Below are 15,501 nucleotides of genomic sequence, written 5' to 3'. Positions count from 1 at the left end.
TAAAATCACGCCGGACGGTCCGATGTGGACTATTCCTCACTCACGCGGACGGGCCACCACAACGAATGCTCGCGCTGGGGGCGGCGGCAGCGTCCGCGCCAAATGGACCGCACCCGCCGCGGCGTACACCGCGTCGCAATGCCCCGCGCCCTTCCGCGTGAACCGCCACACGTCGCCCTGCCTCAGCTTCTCCGCGCTCGTCACGTGCGCGTTCAGCAGCGGGTCATCCGAGTGCGCGATCTGACCACTTTTGACCTGCTCCGCGAAACCCATGCACACCGCCGTCGTTTCGCGCGTGATCTCCGCGACCTCGACACCGCGCGGCGGCCACGCTCCGCGCGGACCCTGCTTGCGGTCCGCCAGATCCGCCGCCACCGCCGCGGCCGGACCGTTCGGGAACCACCCGAGTTTCTGCGGCCGGACCTTGGCGACCGTCGCGGGCAACGCCTTCCGCAGCGCCTGTGTGCATCCCGGACCATCCCATGCCTCGACCACCTCGACGCGCACCCGTCCGTCCGGCAGCAACGCGGCAGCAACGAGCGCGGCGTGCTGTCCGTCGATCGACACGTCGACGCACAACGCCACTCGGCCGCGCGCGTCCGCGAGGTCGCCGGCATCGAGACAGTCGGCCCACTTCGCGTGATCGATCGCGCTGTCGATGATCTTCACGCGGATGCACATGTTCTCAGTGAGGAACCCGGCCAGCTTCTCGCCGCCCTTCTCCACCGCGACAGCGGCATCGCCGAGCAACGCCTCCGGGTCGATCCGGTGGCCAAGGTTCGGGTTCGCCTGCGCAAGCGCGTTCAGGTCGAGCGGGGACGACCCATCGGGCGCGGACCACTCGAAGATCCCCAGCCGCGGGTCACCCTCGCCGGTCTCGATGAACTTGATAGCGGCGTCGCGCAAGTCGTTCAGCACCACCGACCGATCCGAGCCGGCGTTCGACATCGCCCACACCTGTGCGTCCCGCACCGCGTTCGTCGCCGGAACCGACGCGTCGTACGCGCTGTAGTCGTGGTGCTGCCGCAGCTCATCGAGCACCAGCCGATCGATCGTGAGCGACCGCCCGCCTTCCTCATTCGAGGCGGCGATTTTGTACCGGCTGCCCTCGTCGAGCACCTGCTCGACCTCGTCCGCGCGCCACAGCACCTGCTCGCCGTTCGCCTTGCGGATGCCGCCCTTCGCCGGGATCTCGGCGGCCAGGTCCTCGACCTGGCGCGCGAGACGGCCCGCTTTACGCCACGACTCGGCGGCGTAATCGAGCTTTGTCGAGGTGCCCAGCACCAGCGGAACCCGGTCGACGAACAGCCAGAACAGCGTCAGCACCACCACCACTTCGGTTTTGCCGTTCTGCCGCGACACCAGCACGAGCACCTTGCGGAACCGCGGCCGCCCGTCCGGCAGCAACTCGCCCGCGTGGATCGCAAGCCATTCCTGCCACGGGTCGAGCGGGTGCCCCAACGGATCGCGCGCGAAATCACACACGTCGAACCCGTAGCTGGTCTCCGGCGTCAACTCGCGCAGCGGCGGCGTCCAGATCCGCGGCACCGTCGAGCCGACGATGTCAGCCGTTGCGGCGCTGCTCCCGTCGCTTCCGAAGCTCATCAAGGGCGGACTGCTTAGCTGCGCCATTGGCCGGCACCCCCTTCGCCAGTGCCTTGCGCGCCGCCGGTGTCGCGCCGAGGCTTTCGAGCACGGCCAGCAGCCGCCCGGACAACTCCGCCACCGTCCTGCCCGAATCCTCTTCGTCGATCGCGACCGCTAGCCGCAAGGCCAGTGCAACCGCGCCCTTGTCCTCCCCAGAGATCTCCAGCACGCCCACTGCGGCCCGAACCGCGCCAAGCATGTCCAGCGGGTCCACACCCGCCCCAGCGGTCACCGCGGACCCCCAGAAAACGCGGGGAGAGAGAGATTGACAGGGACTTGGATCAGTAGGGGGGTGCCGGTGGGGAAAAACGGCAGGTCAGTGGCTCTGTCCATTGTGTACGTTTGTTTGTGCAGGTCAGGGCCTTGTGTGTTGTGCATGGGTCACCACCTGGTCATGGGTCGGGGTGGGGGGTCGGCGGTGCGGGCTGTCTCGCGGGCAGCGGCACCGGCAGCGCGGTTGCAGGACCGGTGTTCTGGTCCCTGGTATTCGCGCTTGCCGGTGCCGTCGCGGTGGCCGAGGTCCCACGGTGTGCCGGGTGCGATGAGGTAGCCGCACCGTGCGCACGCGACTGTGCCTGTGGCGACGCGTGGTGCGAGGGCTGCGCGTAGGCGTTGGTGTTGTGCGCCGTAGCCCTTGCGGGTGGTGTCGCCTGGTCGCTGGTGGTCGGCCATGGTCGCGATTCTAACCGTCTGTGGTGGTTAGGTCGGGTTGTGCGAGTCCGATGTGGATGCGTGCGCCGATGGCGTCGCAGTAGCGGCGGACGGTGCCGATGCGGGGGTCTTGGTGGCCGTTCTCGATGGCGCTTACGGATTCGCGGGTGATGCCTGCTCGGTGGGCTGTTTCGGCTTGGCTGAGGCCGCGTTCTTCGCGTAGGCGGCGGAGGTATCGGCCGATTCCAGTGGTGTCGTTGGCCATGGCCGTTTTCCTCCCAGTAGTGCGGCAAGGTCGTTCAAGGTGCACATGACGAGCGCTTGGCCGGGATCGCCGATTCCGCGTCGTTTGGCGACGACGAGCCCGGCTAGCGCATCGTCATTGCCGCGTTCGATGTCGGTTTCGCGGAGCCAGCCGGCGATGTCCCAGCGGGTGGTGTTTTTGCATTCGAGGACGACGCGTTGCCCGTGGATGCGGACGCCGGCGATGTCGCCGCGGTCCTTCGCGCCTGAGCGGACGCGGCGGTCGATGCGGTCGTCGGCGAGTTGGTGGGCGAGGTAGTCGGCTACCTGCCGCTCAAACAGCGACCCGGCTTTCTTCGCGCTGGCCCGGTTCCTAGGCACGGTCGTCCTCCTCGCCGCGGAGGATGCGGGCGTCGAGGTCGCCGCGCGAGCCGTGTTGCTCGCAGTAGATCGAGCCGTGCTCGCGAAGCTCCCTGCACTGCTCGCCGTCTTCCGGATCCGTCGAGGCTTGGACCGACGCTTCGCAATAGGCCAGCTGACGGATCCTGGTTTCCTCCTGCGATTCGGGGGTGCAGCACTTGGGGCAGAAGTCGAACGGCTGGCAGTCGCACGGCTCCTCGCGGTCCGTCATGGGCTCGTCGGATCGTTCGCTAGCGGCCGGGCTCTGGTCGGTGATCACGTCCCGGATGCCGTCGAGAGCAGCCACCGCGCGGGTGCGGACGCTGTCGGGGTTGCAGCGGGCCGGGCCGAGCATCGCGGCATGGAAACCGGCGGCGTGGTCGGCGATCGCGTCGAGCTTCGACAGGACGGCGTCGCGCTCGCGGCGGATCTCGCCGAGGCGGCTCGTGCCGGTCGTGATCTGCTCCTCGCGTGTGCTGATGCACCGCAAAGCGTCTGCGAGCTTCGCCTCCGCGGCATCGGCGCGGCGACGTTGGTTGCAGGCAGGACAGAAGTCGCCGGACTGCTCGCAGACCCAGCCGAGCTTTCCGCTCACGTGATCACGGACGATCTTCAACCGCTCAGGACTGGACACCTCGTCAGATACGAGGAAGTCGCCCACCCACTCGGTTCCGCAGCGATCGCAGAACACGCCGAGGCGACACGGGTAGCGCGGATCGTTGGGGTCGCGGACGATCGCGCTGATTTCGTCGGGGTTCATCGGTTTGTCTCCTCGGTGGTGTTGTGGACGTTCTGGCGCTTCTCGGCCTCGGCGACGAGTCCGCGGAGCGCGATTGCGCGGGCGGTGTTGCCCGGCGGGGCGTAGCCGTTCCACTGGTCGTGGTGGCGGTAGCCGATCGGCTCGCGGCATAGCTGGTCGCGGAGATCGGCGTAGGAGAGGACCAGTGCGCGCCGGTCCTGCCGTCGCTGGGCGGATGCGCGGGCGACCTCGGCCCACTCGGATTCGACGCTCACCGGCGCCGCCGCCGGTCCGGGCCGTCGAGCACCACGCGGGTGCACATCTCGACGATCCGGGACGCGACCCGCTCGCCGAGGCCGGCCGCGAGGTCGCGGGGCGCGAGGTTGGTGGTGATCACGGTCGCGAGCCGGTTCTCGTACCGGTGATTGATAATCCGGTAGTTGATCTCTTCGACCCACTCGCTCGCCTTGGCCGCGCCGATGTCGTCGAGCACGAGCAGCGGCGCGTACGCGAACCGGCGGAACGCGGCCTCGCCGTGCACTCCGCTCGACGGGCGCAGCTGGGCGTACAGGTCGGCCGCGGTGACGACTTCCCAGCGGAGTTGCGCGCCGGAGGTCGCCAGGTCTCGGACGGCGCCGTAAGCCTGGTGGGTCTTGCCGGTGCCGACGCTGCCGAGGATCGCCAGCGACGGGCCGCGCTTGATGACCGGGTTGCCGGTGCGGGCGGTGCGGGCGGCCTCGGCGAGCAGCTGCTCGCACCAGTCGCGCACCTCGGGGTGGTCGGCGGTGGCGTCGGCGTAGCGGTGCGGGACGCGGGCGAGTGTGTCGGTGCCGTGCGCGCGGTTGTCGTCGGTCCACGCGGAGTCGACCAGTTCCCCGGTGACGGTGAGGGTTTCCATGTGGGTTACCAGTCCTCGTGATAGCGGGCGGGGTCGGGTGAGGCGAACGGCGCGTAGCCGTTGGCGTTGGTCAGCGGGGGCGGTTGGGATTCCCATCCGTCGCCCTTGAGCCAGCGTTCAAAGTCCTTGCGGTACCGCAGTTCGGGTGTCGCGTGCACGTACGGCGGGATCGCTTCGGTGATCCGCTCGACAGGTGCGCGCTTGACGGCGCGCTGCCACTCGGCGAACGCGGTCCGCTTCCCGCCCTTGCGGCCGTAGGCGGTCCAGGCTCGCTCGAACGCTTCGGGGTAGGTCGGTCGCTTCGGCTCTGCCGGAGCGGACTCGCCGGAATCGGCGAAGGTCTTTTCTTCTTTGGGAGGGGAGTGGAGGGGAGGGGAGGGGGCAGTGTTAGACGTAACGTCGTCGGGCGCGTTAGTAACGCGTCTACTGCCCCCGTCTACCTGCGGTTTCTGAGAGTTTTCCTTGCTGGCAATCGATTCCGACGCTTCTCCCGATTCGTTCCCGTGCTGCTCGGAGTCGGCTCGCGCGCTGCCCGCGCGCCGTCCGGAGCGCCACCGCGCCTGCCTCGCGGCGTTTTCGGCGCGTCGACGGGTCACCTCGGCGCGCGTCGGGTTGCGTCGGTCGTCGCTCCAGTCGTGGAACTGGAAACCGCCTTCCGCGACCCGCCACAGTCCCACCCGGACCAGCTTCGCGGCCTGAGTCGGCGTGCCGTGCATGAACGCGATCTCGTCCGGCACGAACCCGTCTGTCAGGTGCTTCGCCGACCAGGCACCGGCGCGCACCCACAGGCCGAGAGCTGCGTTACCGGCGCGGATCGCCTTCGGGTGGTCGGCGAAACCGTCGTCAACGGCGAACCAAGGCATGTGCTCTCTTTCTCTCGTGCGCCGCCAGTCCGAGCCGGGCCCGGATGCGACCAGTGGTGTAAGTGGTGAGCCGGGTTGCCTCGGCGATCTCGGTGTCGGTGAGGCCGGCCGCGTGCAGCCGGGCGACGACGGTTTCGCGGTCGCGGGTGTCGAGGGCGTCGGCGGGGATCTCGCCTCGGCAGCACGCGGACACGGCCTCGGCGGTCACGCGGCAGCGTCCCTCAGGACACCGAGCAGGTACCGGTACGCCTCGGCCGCCTGCTGCCACACGACACCGTTACCGGCAAGCTTGAGCTGCTGCGCGCGGGACAACCCGGGAACACCGGTGATCCAGCCGGCGGGAAGCCCCATCATCCACTCGGGCAACGCGGGATTCAGGACATGTCCGCCGCGTGATCCGGGAACGGTAGGTGCGGGTGCTGGCCGTCCGAGGATGGCTTCCCATCGGCGGATTGCGGGGGTGTAGCCAGCCCAGTCGACAACTGTCGGGCTAACCCGTTCAGAAGTGGCGTGCCGTGACCGGTGGTTGTGTGTCCCCCCGTCGCGTCCCCCACAGTCGGAGTCGGAAGCATCTTCACAACCACATCCAGGTCCGCGCCGCTCTGATGCCCGTTCCCTGGCTTGCCGCCGCGTCGGCCGTGGCCATTCGGGCTGAGACCCGTATTCGGTGTCGGCAGCAGGTGTAGCGCTGTTTCCAGCCGGTTCTTCGGGTTTCCGGCGTCGAGCTCCCGCTGTGACGGGCCGTTCATGTTCGCCAGCGGAGTCGGCAGCAGATGCTCCACCTCGTCCGCGAGCGTCGGCCCGTGCCCGCCGGCTTTCCGCTTGTCTGGGTGCTGGCTCCCGCCGTTCACCGCCAGCTGCGCGGTCGGCGTCTTCAGCAACCGCGAGGAGGAAGAACCGCTCGCGCTTGTGCGGGGCACCCACGGCGGAAGCGGGTAGGCAGACCCACGCGAAGCGATACCCGCACGCGGCCAGGGTGTCGGCGACTCGTCCGAGTTCAGCTCCAACGACAGCTGGGACGTTTTCCAACAGCACGTATCGTGGTCGTAGTGCGCGAATGCATCGGTCCACTTCGGGCCAGAGCGCCCGCTCATCTTCGGCACCTTTCCGTTTGCCAGCAAGGGAGAACGGCTGGCACGGCCAGCCAGCGAATAGCAACTCGATCGGGGCGAGCAGCGCGACCAGGTCCCAGTCAACGGCCGTAATGTCGCGCAGGTTCGGCACACCCGGGTAGCGGTGCGCGAGCAGCGCGGACGCCGCCGGGTCGATGTCGGCAAACCACACCGGCTCGGCGTCGAACACCTCGGCCGCCGCCATGTCCAACGCGCCCGTGCCCGTGAACAGGGACCCGGCTTTCATGAGCCCTCCATGGTGAGGTAGCCGTGGACGTGTCCAAGGTGGACAGCGTGCGGCCGGTCGCGTGCGCCGAGCTTGCGGACGACGCTTTTCGCGTGGGTGCGGATGGTTTCGACGGACAGCCACAGTTCGGCGGCGATCTCCGCATTGGTCTTGCCCAGTGCGGCACCGCGGAGCGTCTGCTGCTCCCGCTCGGTCAGCCGCGGCCGGTCGCCGCTCACGGCTTGTTCCCATGGCCGTTGACCCGTGAGGGCTGCACTCCGGCGGCGCGCAGCAACCGGTGCACCGTCCTCCGGCCGATGTTCAGCTCGGCGCGGATAGCGGCGATCGGGTCGCCCCGCTGGTACATCTCGACCAGAAGCTCCGTGTCGATCGGCTGCCCGGCCGGGCGCGGCGGCTTCCGCTCGGCGGGTTTCGGCGCGTGCTCGGCGATGATCGCGCGCACCTCGGCGACAGTGGTGTATTCGGTGTCGGCGGTGAGGTCAGCGGCGATCGAGTGCGGCGAGGTGCCGCGCCGGTGCTCGGCGACCACGCGCCGGATGATCCGGTCCTCTTTGGACAGCAACGGCGGTTCGTTCGCCGCCCGGATTCCCGTGTCCACGACCCCGGGCCGGGTCGCCTTGATCACCATCGTGTTGCGGGGCGCGGCCATCATTCACCGCCCGCGGTGGTTTCGGCGGATTCGGTGCCGCCGGTCAGCGCGGCTACCTCGGCCTCGATGACCTTGCGCCGCTCGGGGTCGGCGGTTTTCCACTCCCGCTTGAACTCGGCGATGCGGGACTCGGCCGTCTCGACGAGCGGCTGCACGACGAACACGGCACTTTTCCCGCGCGAGACGAGCAGCGGCACTTGCCGCCGCTTGTCGAGGTGACTCAGGTGGGAGATGCGTGTCCCGCCGACCTCCTGTCCGCCGAACCGAACCGAGGTGTCGCAGTACAGCGTCACACGACGCCCGACGTACGTTGCCGCGTCGGGACCCCAGCACGCGACGAGCACACGCCGCATCGACTTGCCCGGCCGCCAGACTCGCGGGAACTCGGCGAACTTGATATTGACGGGCTGCTCGTCGTTGCCCGCGGTGACCCGCTCGACTGTGAACGTGCGCGGCCCGCCGAGCAAATCGACGGCGTCGAGCTGGTCGCTCGTCGGGGCGATGGTGTCGGAGAGGTCCATTAAATCCTCATCTCCATAAGGGTGATCCGCTCGGTGGCGGGGAGGCCGTCGGTTTTCGCGAGGTAGTCGGCGGTCATCTCGGCGGCGGCGACCTCGAACCGCTCGACGGCGGCGATGATCGCGGCGTGCCATTCCGGGTCGGGCAGGACTCGCTTGTGCCACATCGGCATTCCGCCGCAGAACGAGATGAAGTCGAGCCACGCCCGGCCACTGACGAGCAGACCGGCTTGACACTGCGCCATGTACTGCGCGGGCACTTCGTCCGCGAGGATGGTGCGGAGGTGGAGTTTGGAGCGGCGCGACTTCACCTCGATCAGGCCGTCGTCGCCGACAAGACCGTCCGGCGAGTAGCCGAGCTGCCACGTGGTTTCCTTGCGGTGCAGGAAACCGACCTCGCGGACGGGGCGGTCGTAGACCTTGGCGTACAGGTCGCGCGCCCGTGGCTCGTCCTCGATGCCGCGCAGCATGTCGTCGCCGACGAAGGTGGGGTCGACGTATCCGGTGATGCGTTCGGCGACGAGTTGCGCGGTGATCCCGCGGCTCTGGTCGTTGGCCGCGGGCTTCCGCGTCCTCGGAGTGACGAGCTGTCCGACGACGGACGAGGTCACGATGCCGCGCCGCTGCTCGTACCACTCGTCGGAGCCCTGGATCACGTCCGGGTATTCGATGAGGGTCATGTCAGGGACTCCACCGGTGCCCACTGCTCGCCGTACTTGCCGTCCGTGAACGCGTGCAGTGCGTGCAGCGCGTGGTTAGCGCCCCGCGCGACGCCGATGGAGTGAGCGACGTCGACGCCCTTTTTGGCCTCTGCCAAGTACTCGTCGCGGATTTCGGCGATGCGCGCGACCGCCGATTTGATCTGCCGGATTTCTCGCTCGTTGCTGGGCATCACACCCACCGCCCGTCGCGCAGCAACTCGAACTCGATGTCGCGGTCGTCGCCCTCGGCCTGCTCGTTCCGCAACCTGGCCAGCAAGCCAAGTTCGGGGTGACCGGGCGACCCGAACGCGCAGTGGTGGCACACCCGTTGCAGCTCGGTGCGAGCGTCCGCGCGGCTCTCGTCGGGGCGCGGGTACAGCTGCACCGTCACAACGTGGTTGGCGAGCCCGCACTCTTCGCAATCCTCGGGTGCCGCCGACTGAAGCTGCGCCGTGGCAACGTGTTTGCGGTGCTTGCCCACGTAGCCGGTCGTGGTCGCGCGGACCGCGTACTCGGTCTCGGCGTCCACCCGGGCCAGCCCGACCACCAGCGAGCGACCGGTGTCGGTGATGCATTCGCCGCGCCGCGGGTCCCACGCGGTGAGGCCGACGCGCTCAAGGTCGAGCAGGACATCGGTCCGCCACAGGACATCGTCGGGCGCGTAGCCAAGCACGCCGCATTCGACGGCGAGCAGCGTTTCGAGCGCCGCCCGATGCGGGGCGCGGGTGCCCGTGAGATACTGCACGAATTCGATCATTGGATTTTCCCGTTTTCCTTTGGTCGTAGCCCGTTCCGTGTGTCCGCACGGGGCGGGCTTTTCCTTATGCGGCAGGGGATTGCGCTTCGCGGGCGGCGCGTCGGGCCAGCGCGGCGAGGATGATGCGGGCCCCGCGGGCCAGTGCTGCCGGATCCTCGTAGGCGTAGACCGGTTCAGGTTCCGCCGAGCGTTCCCATGCCTCCGCAGTTGGTGCACTGCTTGTCGCCCTTGCGCCGGTCGTTGGGGTCGACTGGCACCGTTCCGTTGCCGTTGCACGGGCCGCAGGGGTAGCGGTTGGCGGAGCTTGTGTTGGCGCGCTTGCCGGACACGGGTCAGGCCGCCGTGACACTGGTCTGGTCCGCGGTGAGGTCGGCGGCGGTGACCCGGAGCGTCTTGCACAGGGAGCGGAAGGCGGCGGGGCCGGGCGAGCGGTTGCCGATCTCCCAGTGGCCGACCGTGGACGGGGCGATGCGGAGGATCGCGGCGAGCTTGGCTTGGGTCAGACCGGCGTCCTCGCGGGCCAGACGGATCTTGGTTCCGTCGATCTTTCTCGTTCGCATGATCGCCACGTTATGCCCAGTTTCGCCACGTCGTCAACGCGGAAAGCGGCGTTACAGGGCATTTAACGTGGCGAAACATGGCCGAGTAACGCATGGACGTGGCGATACGACGTCTACTGTGACCCAGAGCACACCTAGACTTGCCACGTTTTGCCACGTTACCCTGTGGTTATGGTCGAATACCCCGAACAAAGCCTCGGCTGGTGGATAGACAAGCGGCGCAGTCAGCTCGGGCTCACCCTCGTCGAGCTGGCCGACGCCGCGGGCATGTCGCGCGAGACGATCCGCGCAGCAGCAGCCGGCCGCCGCCTGCGGCCTACGAACAAACGTCTGCTGGAAGACGCCCTGCGATGGGAGCCGGGATCCGTGGACGCCATCAAGCGAGGCAACGAGCCCACGTCGATCGCGGAACCCGCGCCGATCCGGCGCCCGGACGGCAGGACGGATGCAATCGCTGCCGTGCGCGCGCTGCTCGACCTTGCCGTGTCGCTTCGCGAGGCCGGCGACGACGCGGAAGCGGAGTCGACCATCGAGACGGCGACGACGATCGCGCGGCGACGTGGCGTGCTCCCGCAGCTGGCCGACGAGATAACCGCAGCTAGCGGGCGCTAGGGCGTTCGAGTGAATCGCTCCGGTGCAGGTTAACGCCCGCTATCTGCCGAAATATAGAACGCATGTACTAATCCAGATGGGGAGACGGAGAACCGGGCATGCGTTACCGGGTTTGGCTGGCAGTGGCGTTCGCCCTCGCAGCATCGTTCGTGGTGGTCCAGGCCACCTATCTTTTTGTCGAGGGCACGCAGCTCATCCGCCCGGCAGTGTGGGACATGTCGATAGCGACGCTCATCCTGTCCGGCGTCGCCACCATCGGGCTCGCGGCGCACGCGCGCACCGTCCGGGAGATCACGCGCCGCATTGACCTCGCCGAGCGCCGCGCGATCATCCATGTGCTCGACAACGACGGAGCGGACCCCCGGCCGCTGCGGGTGGTGCGCTAGCGCCGCCGCCACTCGACGGATACGCGTTGTTCGACAGAGTTTCCGGAGCCCTTGCCTGTCGGGCGCCGCCGGAGCGTGACGCGCTCGACGTACTCGCGGACGAAAGCCCGCTGCTCGTCGAGCGTCATGTCTGGCCACGCCTCGCGCACGACCGCGATGTTCGGAAGGGATTCCCGCGGTGCGGGAAGCGCCGCGAGTTCGCTCATCAGCGTTCGCTGTTGGGCGTCGAGTGCCGTGCGCGCTTCCCGCCACTCGCTCATCGTCAGCGCGCCGGGTGTTGCCCACTCGGCGGCCAGCTCAAGGCGCTGACTGTCCACGGTGGACAGTGCGTCGGTCAGCTGGTCTCGCCGGTCGGCGTACTCGTCGCCGCCGAAGTGCGCGCGGAACTCCGGGCTGTCCAGCTTTTCCCACAGTTGGTCGAGCACGTAATCGTCCACCCGGGCCATGACCGCGGCGACGCATCCCCGACCACCCTTGACGTTGTGGCAGAAGAAATAGGGCTTCGGCTCGCGTGGCGTCTTGCCCGGCACCGGCTTGACCGTCTTCAGGGATCCGATCAGCTGCGCGTTGCAAACGCCGCAGACAATCAGACCGCCCGTCAGCAGGTACTTGCGGCCGGTGGATCCAGTCAGGCACGCTTGGCTCACCTCGTAGGGCCCGCGGGCGCCCGTCACCACGCGGGGCCGCGACAGCTTCGCGCACACGGCGCGCCACTCCGCCGGCTTGATGATGTACTCCCAGTTGCCCTTGCCGGCGACCTCTTCCCGGTAGACACGCAACCCGGCTATCGCCGGTGTCGTGAGGAATGCCTTCACGGTCGCCCCCGTGATCTTGCCGCCCCGCGCGCTGCGAACGCCGCGATTTCGCATGTCGAGTGCGATGCTCTTCATCGACCAGCCGGACAGCACGCGCTTGGCCGCAAGCTGTATCTCAGCCGCCTGCTCGGGAACGATCTTGTACGTCTTGCCCTCGCGTCGGTAGCCGAACGGCAGCGAGGCGGGCGCGTTGCCGCGGGCCGCGTTCGTGGCGAGCTTGTCGTTCACGCGCCCGCGGAGCTTGCGCACCTCGTGCGCGTTCAGGACTGCGCGAATGTCCGCGATCTCGCTGTCGACCTGCACGATGCCCTCGCGGCGGCAGTGCAGCTCGTGGACCCCGCCGTCTACCAGCTCTTGGGCGAGGTGAAACCACCGCACCTTGTTGCGCTCAATGCGGGACTGCTCGGCGACCCAGATGTGCGCGACCGCGCGGCGCTCGACGGCTGCACGGAGCCGGTCGTACTGCGGCCGGATCACGTCTTCCTTCTCGCCGCTGAACCCGTCCTCGGCGTAGATCTCGATCGGCAGGTCGGGCCAGCGGGAGGCGGCATACTCGCGCCCCTGGTACTCCTGATCTTCGATGCTGTCCGGGCTGGACTCGGAAATGCGCAGGTAGAGCGCCACATGCTGGGTCACGTGACGAGTCTGCCCTAGAGTGCGTATTGACAGCAAGCGCCCTTCGGCGCTTTCCTTGAAGACGTACTCAGCGCTACGTCGTCGCGAGGTGAGCGAGCCCATGACCATCCCTGCATGCCAGACCCCGAAGGGGTCCGCACTGTCGAGCTGCATCGAGAGCATGGCAGAGGGGTGGATCACCTCGGAAGACCTGTGCCCGGCGTGCACCCGTTCATTCATTGCCGCGCTCGACGGCGTCGCGGGCCCGCTTGACTGGAGCCGCGGCTACCGGCGGCGCGCGGAAGGCACCGAGAGCCGATGACCGCCCTCGTGTGTAACAGACCTCGCGGGCGTCGCGATCCCTCTGTGTACCGCGCAGAAGGGGGCATCGTGGGGGGGCGACTCCGACAGACCGAGGTCCCTCACTTCCCGAGCGGTCTCGACCCTGCTGGCGATCCTCGTCGTCGCATTCGGGCTGACCAGCTTCTCACCGCCGGTCGACCCGGCCGCGCGATCGGCCGCCTTGACGCCGGCCGATCGCGACCAGGTGACGTGCGACCGCGCCGCGGTGATGAACCGGCAGCTCGACCAGCTCGGCCGCAGCGGCTTCACCTGGACCATCGCCGAGCCGCCGTATAAGGGCCTGTGGGGGCTGGTCGACCTGTACGGCACCATGCAGGTGCGCGTGTCACCGCGGACCCCGTGCAATCTCATGGTCGACGTGGTCAACCACGAGTGGATGCACACACGCCAATGGTCGAAGTACGGCCACCGCACCATCCAGGCGTACGGCGACGGCCTTGAGCCCGTCGCCGACTGCGGCTCGAAACTGCTGGGCTCGACGTTCACGCCCTATCTCAGGGACCGCGGTTTTGGCTGCACCGACTCCGAGCTAGCGTCCGCGCGGTCACTGCTCGGCCGGACGGAGAGGTAGCGCTAGCTCAGCGCGACGTGCCGGAGTGCCGCATCTCTTCGTATGCGTCGCGCAGATCTCGCGCTTCGCTCATCTTGCGCGCCTCGACCTGGTCCACCACTTCCTCGGCTCGCCAGTAGTTCGAGGGGACCACGCGGCCGGACGCCAGCGCAGAATGCGTCGCGCCGACCGCTTCGTCGAGCCGGTCCGTCGAGATCAGCGCTAGCGCCAGGTCGAGGTTCGCCGAGGCGACGCGCCGCGGCCATTTGCCGTCCGGGGTCTGGCGTTCAAGCCGTTTGATGATCTCGCGCGCGAAGGTCTCGGCGGCCGGGTCGCCAGCCCACGCCAGCGTCGTGGCCATGTAGGCAACGGACTTGTTTGGGTCGTACCGGTAGTGGTGCTCCGGCCGGTCTGGCACCTTCAGCGGCGACACGAGCGTGGCGACCCGGCTCAGCACGGTGTACATCTCGCGGCGGTCGCCGAGCCGCGCCAGCGCGCGCCCTTCCTGCGCGGACGCCTGGATCTCGATCGAGCTTCCGCGCGGCGCGAATGCCTGCGCCCGCCGAGACAGGTCGAGCGCGCCGACATAGTCCTTCTCCGTGAGAAGGTGCCATGCCTCCGTCTCGTACCCCCACGCGCGAATCTCGTCGTGGCCCGCGTCTCTGGCGAAATCGTGCGCGTTGCGGAGCCTCGCGCGCGCCGCCGCGGTTCGGTTGAGATCGATGTTCACTGTCGCGGAAAGCAGCGAGAGCCAACCGCCGACGACGAGCAATCGCCGGTGCTCGGACAGCGTCATCCGGGAGTCCATGAGCCGGGAAACGTAGTCGATGTACCCGCGGATCCGTGGTGCCAGCAGTGACGGCGAGGTGGTCGCGTAGGCGATCGCGACGTCGTCCACGATGGCCTCCAACTGGCACAGCGTCGCGTTGCCGACGTCGCTCGCCGCGACGCGTTGCGACAGCTCCAGCGCGGCTGCCTCGTCGTCCTCGGCGTTGCTGCCGACCGGTCGCAGCGCCGACGCGCTCGGCGGCGGCTCGGGCGAAAACCGGTCGCTGTCGCCGTTGATGTGCGCTTCGAGCTCGGCGCGCGAGATCTCCAGCTCGCGCGCGAGCCGCGGCCGGACGTGCAGCGCCGGAGACGATGCTCCGCTTTCCCAGTAGCGCACGGTCCGCTCGGAAACCTCGACGCGCTCTGCCAGCTGCTCTTGCGTGATGCCGATCGCTTCGCGCGCCCGCCGCAGTCCCGGCCGCCCCACCGTCATGCGTAGTCCAATCGTGCGACGTTTGATCACTTCTGCCCACAACGTAACCGCTGGTCAAGCGTACCCGTTGCCGGTTGGTTGCCGGTCCTTGCCGGACTGCTTCCTGGTCAAGCCGCCGAGCACGCCGCAAGGTCATCCGAGGTGTTCGGGCCAGCCCTACCACCGGACTGGGGAGAAGGTGACGACGTGGATATCGGGATGCTCGGCGTGGCGCTGGTCGCCGAGGTCGCAGCCATAGCCGTTGCCGCGTACGTGATCGGAGTGGCTATCAAATGGGCGTCGAAGTTCAAGCATGCACGGCAGCGGCAGAAGCGCCAGCGGCGGCAGCGGATTGCCTGCCGGTTGGTCGAGGAGGCGCGGACCCGATGACCGGGCTTTCCCTCCATGACCTCTTCCGGGAGCTGCGCTACCACAAGTGGACGCTCTACCTCTTCGGCAGGTCAGACTCGCCGACGCTGTTCGCCGCGACCTTCGAGTGGCTGACGTGCACGGACGTGCTCATCATCCGCAGCGAGGAAAGCGCGACCGCGTACCGGACGCCGCGGTTCCCCGGCACCGACGTTTTCCGGCCAACGGTGGTGTCCTGGCAGTACGGCGCCGACCCGGTGTGGACGATGCGGGCCGTGCTCACGATCAGCCCGCCGGGGTCGGCGGACGCGCCATTTCAAGTCCTCCGGCCGGCACCCGGCTCCGGCGTGCCCGCCGACATCGGCCGCCCGGTCACGATCCGGCCGACCGGCCTTGTCCAAGACCCCGCGCCGAAACGAGCGCGGCGACAGTAGAACCGACAGATGGAGGCAACAATGAGCATGGCGTCTTTCGCCGATGGCAAGCACGACAAGGGTGACGACGACTCCAAGACCGATCACCTCGGCAAGGGTTCCGACGGCCACACGACAGAAAGCGGCACCGACA

The 15,501-nt window shown here is 68.4% G+C and carries 25 protein-coding genes and 1 pseudogene; 6 read left to right on the top strand and 20 right to left on the bottom strand.

Annotation, left to right across the window (positions count from 1 at the left end; all coding sequences use genetic code 11):
• Positions 1-36: 36 nt before the first annotated feature.
• The 18 genes and pseudogenes from DMP23_RS00220 to DMP23_RS00145 all read right to left on the bottom strand — a co-directional run bounded on the left by DMP23_RS00220 (position 37) and on the right by DMP23_RS00145 (position 9,984).
• Complete coding sequence (locus DMP23_RS00220) at positions 37-1,605, bottom strand: terminase (RefSeq protein ID WP_337819747.1); 1,569 nt, start codon at positions 1,603-1,605, stop codon at positions 37-39.
• Positions 1,565-1,861, bottom strand: coding sequence for a terminase small subunit (locus tag DMP23_RS00215; protein ID WP_337819746.1), 297 nt, complete (start codon positions 1,859-1,861; stop codon positions 1,565-1,567). Before DMP23_RS00215 ends, DMP23_RS00220 begins: the two co-directional genes overlap by 41 nt.
• A 468-nt stretch (positions 1,862-2,329) precedes the next feature.
• A complete protein-coding gene (locus tag DMP23_RS47955) occupies positions 2,330-2,563 on the bottom strand; it encodes a helix-turn-helix domain-containing protein (protein WP_443111238.1) in 234 nt (77 codons plus the stop codon).
• The gene (locus DMP23_RS00210) at positions 2,452-2,922 is read right to left on the bottom strand and encodes a hypothetical protein (RefSeq protein ID WP_337819745.1); all 471 of its coding nucleotides are present in this window, start codon (positions 2,920-2,922) and stop codon (positions 2,452-2,454) included. The genes DMP23_RS47955 and DMP23_RS00210 overlap by 112 nt, the downstream gene beginning before the upstream one ends.
• Positions 2,915-3,700, bottom strand: a complete 786-nt coding sequence (locus DMP23_RS00205; RefSeq protein ID WP_337819744.1) for a hypothetical protein — start codon at positions 3,698-3,700, stop codon at positions 2,915-2,917. The genes DMP23_RS00210 and DMP23_RS00205 overlap by 8 nt, the downstream gene beginning before the upstream one ends.
• A complete protein-coding gene (locus DMP23_RS00200) occupies positions 3,697-3,954 on the bottom strand; it encodes a hypothetical protein (protein WP_337819743.1) in 258 nt (85 codons plus the stop codon). The genes DMP23_RS00205 and DMP23_RS00200 overlap by 4 nt, the downstream gene beginning before the upstream one ends.
• Positions 3,951-4,577, bottom strand: a complete 627-nt coding sequence (locus DMP23_RS00195) for an ATP-binding protein (protein ID WP_337819742.1) — start codon at positions 4,575-4,577, stop codon at positions 3,951-3,953. Before DMP23_RS00195 ends, DMP23_RS00200 begins: the two co-directional genes overlap by 4 nt.
• A gap of 5 nt (positions 4,578-4,582) precedes the next feature.
• Entirely contained in the window at positions 4,583-5,440 is an 858-nt protein-coding gene (locus tag DMP23_RS00190) for a hypothetical protein (RefSeq protein ID WP_337819741.1), read from the bottom strand.
• A complete protein-coding gene (locus DMP23_RS00185; protein WP_337819740.1) occupies positions 5,421-5,648 on the bottom strand; it encodes a hypothetical protein in 228 nt (75 codons plus the stop codon). Before DMP23_RS00185 ends, DMP23_RS00190 begins: the two co-directional genes overlap by 20 nt.
• Positions 5,645-5,806, bottom strand: coding sequence for a hypothetical protein (locus tag DMP23_RS00180; RefSeq protein ID WP_337819739.1), 162 nt, complete (start codon positions 5,804-5,806; stop codon positions 5,645-5,647). Before DMP23_RS00180 ends, DMP23_RS00185 begins: the two co-directional genes overlap by 4 nt.
• Before the next feature lie 459 nt (positions 5,807-6,265).
• Positions 6,266-6,799 (bottom strand): annotated as a pseudogene (locus DMP23_RS47950) (DNA cytosine methyltransferase); the annotation flags it as partial.
• Positions 6,796-7,017, bottom strand: a complete 222-nt coding sequence (locus DMP23_RS00175; protein WP_337819738.1) for a helix-turn-helix domain-containing protein — start codon at positions 7,015-7,017, stop codon at positions 6,796-6,798. The pseudogene DMP23_RS47950 and the gene DMP23_RS00175, both read right to left, overlap by 4 nt.
• Positions 7,014-7,448, bottom strand: coding sequence for a hypothetical protein (locus DMP23_RS00170; protein WP_337819737.1), 435 nt, complete (start codon positions 7,446-7,448; stop codon positions 7,014-7,016). The genes DMP23_RS00175 and DMP23_RS00170 overlap by 4 nt, the downstream gene beginning before the upstream one ends.
• Positions 7,448-7,969, bottom strand: coding sequence for a hypothetical protein (locus tag DMP23_RS00165; RefSeq protein WP_337819736.1), 522 nt, complete (start codon positions 7,967-7,969; stop codon positions 7,448-7,450). The genes DMP23_RS00170 and DMP23_RS00165 overlap by 1 nt, the downstream gene beginning before the upstream one ends.
• Entirely contained in the window at positions 7,969-8,646 is a 678-nt protein-coding gene (locus tag DMP23_RS00160; RefSeq protein ID WP_337819735.1) for a lambda exonuclease family protein, read from the bottom strand. Before DMP23_RS00160 ends, DMP23_RS00165 begins: the two co-directional genes overlap by 1 nt.
• On the bottom strand, positions 8,643-8,858 hold the full coding sequence (locus DMP23_RS00155) for a hypothetical protein (RefSeq protein ID WP_337819734.1): 216 nt from the start codon (positions 8,856-8,858) through the stop codon (positions 8,643-8,645). Before DMP23_RS00155 ends, DMP23_RS00160 begins: the two co-directional genes overlap by 4 nt.
• On the bottom strand, positions 8,858-9,424 hold the full coding sequence (locus DMP23_RS00150) for a hypothetical protein (RefSeq protein ID WP_337819733.1): 567 nt from the start codon (positions 9,422-9,424) through the stop codon (positions 8,858-8,860). The genes DMP23_RS00155 and DMP23_RS00150 overlap by 1 nt, the downstream gene beginning before the upstream one ends.
• A gap of 332 nt (positions 9,425-9,756) precedes the next feature.
• Positions 9,757-9,984 (bottom strand): helix-turn-helix domain-containing protein, encoded by a 228-nt coding sequence (locus tag DMP23_RS00145; protein WP_337819732.1) that lies wholly within the window; start codon positions 9,982-9,984, stop codon positions 9,757-9,759.
• Between the two features lie 171 nt (positions 9,985-10,155).
• Here DMP23_RS00145 and DMP23_RS00140 point away from each other — a divergent pair, with 171 nt between their 5' ends.
• A complete protein-coding gene (locus DMP23_RS00140; protein WP_337819731.1) occupies positions 10,156-10,596 on the top strand; it encodes a helix-turn-helix domain-containing protein in 441 nt (146 codons plus the stop codon).
• Positions 10,597-10,694: 98 nt separating this feature from the next.
• On the top strand, positions 10,695-10,982 hold the full coding sequence (locus DMP23_RS00135) for a hypothetical protein (RefSeq protein ID WP_337819730.1): 288 nt from the start codon (positions 10,695-10,697) through the stop codon (positions 10,980-10,982).
• Here the strand turns inward: DMP23_RS00135 and DMP23_RS00130 are convergent.
• Positions 10,979-12,586, bottom strand: coding sequence for a recombinase family protein (locus DMP23_RS00130; RefSeq protein ID WP_337819729.1), 1,608 nt, complete (start codon positions 12,584-12,586; stop codon positions 10,979-10,981). The two genes, DMP23_RS00135 and DMP23_RS00130, sit on opposite strands and share 4 nt — an antisense overlap.
• A 7-nt stretch (positions 12,587-12,593) precedes the next feature.
• On the opposite strand from DMP23_RS00130, the gene DMP23_RS00125 reads away from it, so the two are divergent.
• A complete protein-coding gene (locus DMP23_RS00125; protein WP_337819728.1) occupies positions 12,594-12,734 on the top strand; it encodes a hypothetical protein in 141 nt (46 codons plus the stop codon).
• A 201-nt stretch (positions 12,735-12,935) separates the two neighbouring features.
• Positions 12,936-13,346 (top strand): hypothetical protein, encoded by a 411-nt coding sequence (locus DMP23_RS00120; protein ID WP_337819727.1) that lies wholly within the window; start codon positions 12,936-12,938, stop codon positions 13,344-13,346.
• A gap of 7 nt (positions 13,347-13,353) precedes the next feature.
• On the opposite strand, the gene DMP23_RS00115 is transcribed toward DMP23_RS00120, so the two are convergent.
• A complete protein-coding gene (locus DMP23_RS00115; RefSeq protein ID WP_337819726.1) occupies positions 13,354-14,586 on the bottom strand; it encodes a helix-turn-helix transcriptional regulator in 1,233 nt (410 codons plus the stop codon).
• A 186-nt stretch (positions 14,587-14,772) separates the two neighbouring features.
• On the opposite strand from DMP23_RS00115, the gene DMP23_RS00110 reads away from it, so the two are divergent.
• Together DMP23_RS00110 and DMP23_RS00105 are read left to right on the top strand one after the other, a co-directional pair.
• On the top strand, positions 14,773-14,955 hold the full coding sequence (locus tag DMP23_RS00110) for a hypothetical protein (RefSeq protein WP_337819725.1): 183 nt from the start codon (positions 14,773-14,775) through the stop codon (positions 14,953-14,955).
• Positions 14,952-15,368: a hypothetical protein gene (locus DMP23_RS00105; RefSeq protein ID WP_337819724.1), complete on the top strand. Its 417-nt coding sequence runs from the start codon at positions 14,952-14,954 to the stop codon at positions 15,366-15,368. The genes DMP23_RS00110 and DMP23_RS00105 overlap by 4 nt, the downstream gene beginning before the upstream one ends.
• Positions 15,369-15,501 lie beyond the last annotated feature (133 nt).

Source organism: Amycolatopsis sp. A1MSW2902 (genome assembly GCF_017312175.1).
Classification (GTDB): domain Bacteria; phylum Actinomycetota; class Actinomycetes; order Mycobacteriales; family Pseudonocardiaceae; genus Amycolatopsis; species Amycolatopsis nivea.
The sequence above is the reverse complement of the archived record's forward strand: the minus strand, read 5'-3'. Positions and strand labels throughout refer to the sequence as shown.

Coding starts and splice junctions, on each gene's coding strand:
- DMP23_RS00220 (WP_337819747.1), bottom strand. CDS start 1,605: ATGAGCTTCGGAAGCGACGGGAGCAGCGCCGCAACGGCTGACATCGTC.
- DMP23_RS47955 (WP_443111238.1), bottom strand. CDS start 2,563: ATGGCCAACGACACCACTGGAATCGGCCGATACCTCCGCCGCCTACGC.
- DMP23_RS00205 (WP_337819744.1), bottom strand. CDS start 3,700: ATGAACCCCGACGAAATCAGCGCGATCGTCCGCGACCCCAACGATCCG.
- DMP23_RS00195 (WP_337819742.1), bottom strand. CDS start 4,577: ATGGAAACCCTCACCGTCACCGGGGAACTGGTCGACTCCGCGTGGACC.
- DMP23_RS00190 (WP_337819741.1), bottom strand. CDS start 5,440: ATGCCTTGGTTCGCCGTTGACGACGGTTTCGCCGACCACCCGAAGGCG.
- DMP23_RS00170 (WP_337819737.1), bottom strand. CDS start 7,448: ATGGCCGCGCCCCGCAACACGATGGTGATCAAGGCGACCCGGCCCGGG.
- DMP23_RS00165 (WP_337819736.1), bottom strand. CDS start 7,969: ATGGACCTCTCCGACACCATCGCCCCGACGAGCGACCAGCTCGACGCC.
- DMP23_RS00160 (WP_337819735.1), bottom strand. CDS start 8,646: ATGACCCTCATCGAATACCCGGACGTGATCCAGGGCTCCGACGAGTGG.
- DMP23_RS00155 (WP_337819734.1), bottom strand. CDS start 8,858: ATGCCCAGCAACGAGCGAGAAATCCGGCAGATCAAATCGGCGGTCGCG.
- DMP23_RS00150 (WP_337819733.1), bottom strand. CDS start 9,424: ATGATCGAATTCGTGCAGTATCTCACGGGCACCCGCGCCCCGCATCGG.
- DMP23_RS00145 (WP_337819732.1), bottom strand. CDS start 9,984: ATGCGAACGAGAAAGATCGACGGAACCAAGATCCGTCTGGCCCGCGAG.
- DMP23_RS00140 (WP_337819731.1), top strand. CDS start 10,156: ATGGTCGAATACCCCGAACAAAGCCTCGGCTGGTGGATAGACAAGCGG.
- DMP23_RS00135 (WP_337819730.1), top strand. CDS start 10,695: ATGCGTTACCGGGTTTGGCTGGCAGTGGCGTTCGCCCTCGCAGCATCG.
- DMP23_RS00130 (WP_337819729.1), bottom strand. CDS start 12,586: ATGCAGCTCGACAGTGCGGACCCCTTCGGGGTCTGGCATGCAGGGATG.
- DMP23_RS00125 (WP_337819728.1), top strand. CDS start 12,594: ATGGCAGAGGGGTGGATCACCTCGGAAGACCTGTGCCCGGCGTGCACC.
- DMP23_RS00115 (WP_337819726.1), bottom strand. CDS start 14,586: ATGACGGTGGGGCGGCCGGGACTGCGGCGGGCGCGCGAAGCGATCGGC.
- DMP23_RS00105 (WP_337819724.1), top strand. CDS start 14,952: ATGACCGGGCTTTCCCTCCATGACCTCTTCCGGGAGCTGCGCTACCAC.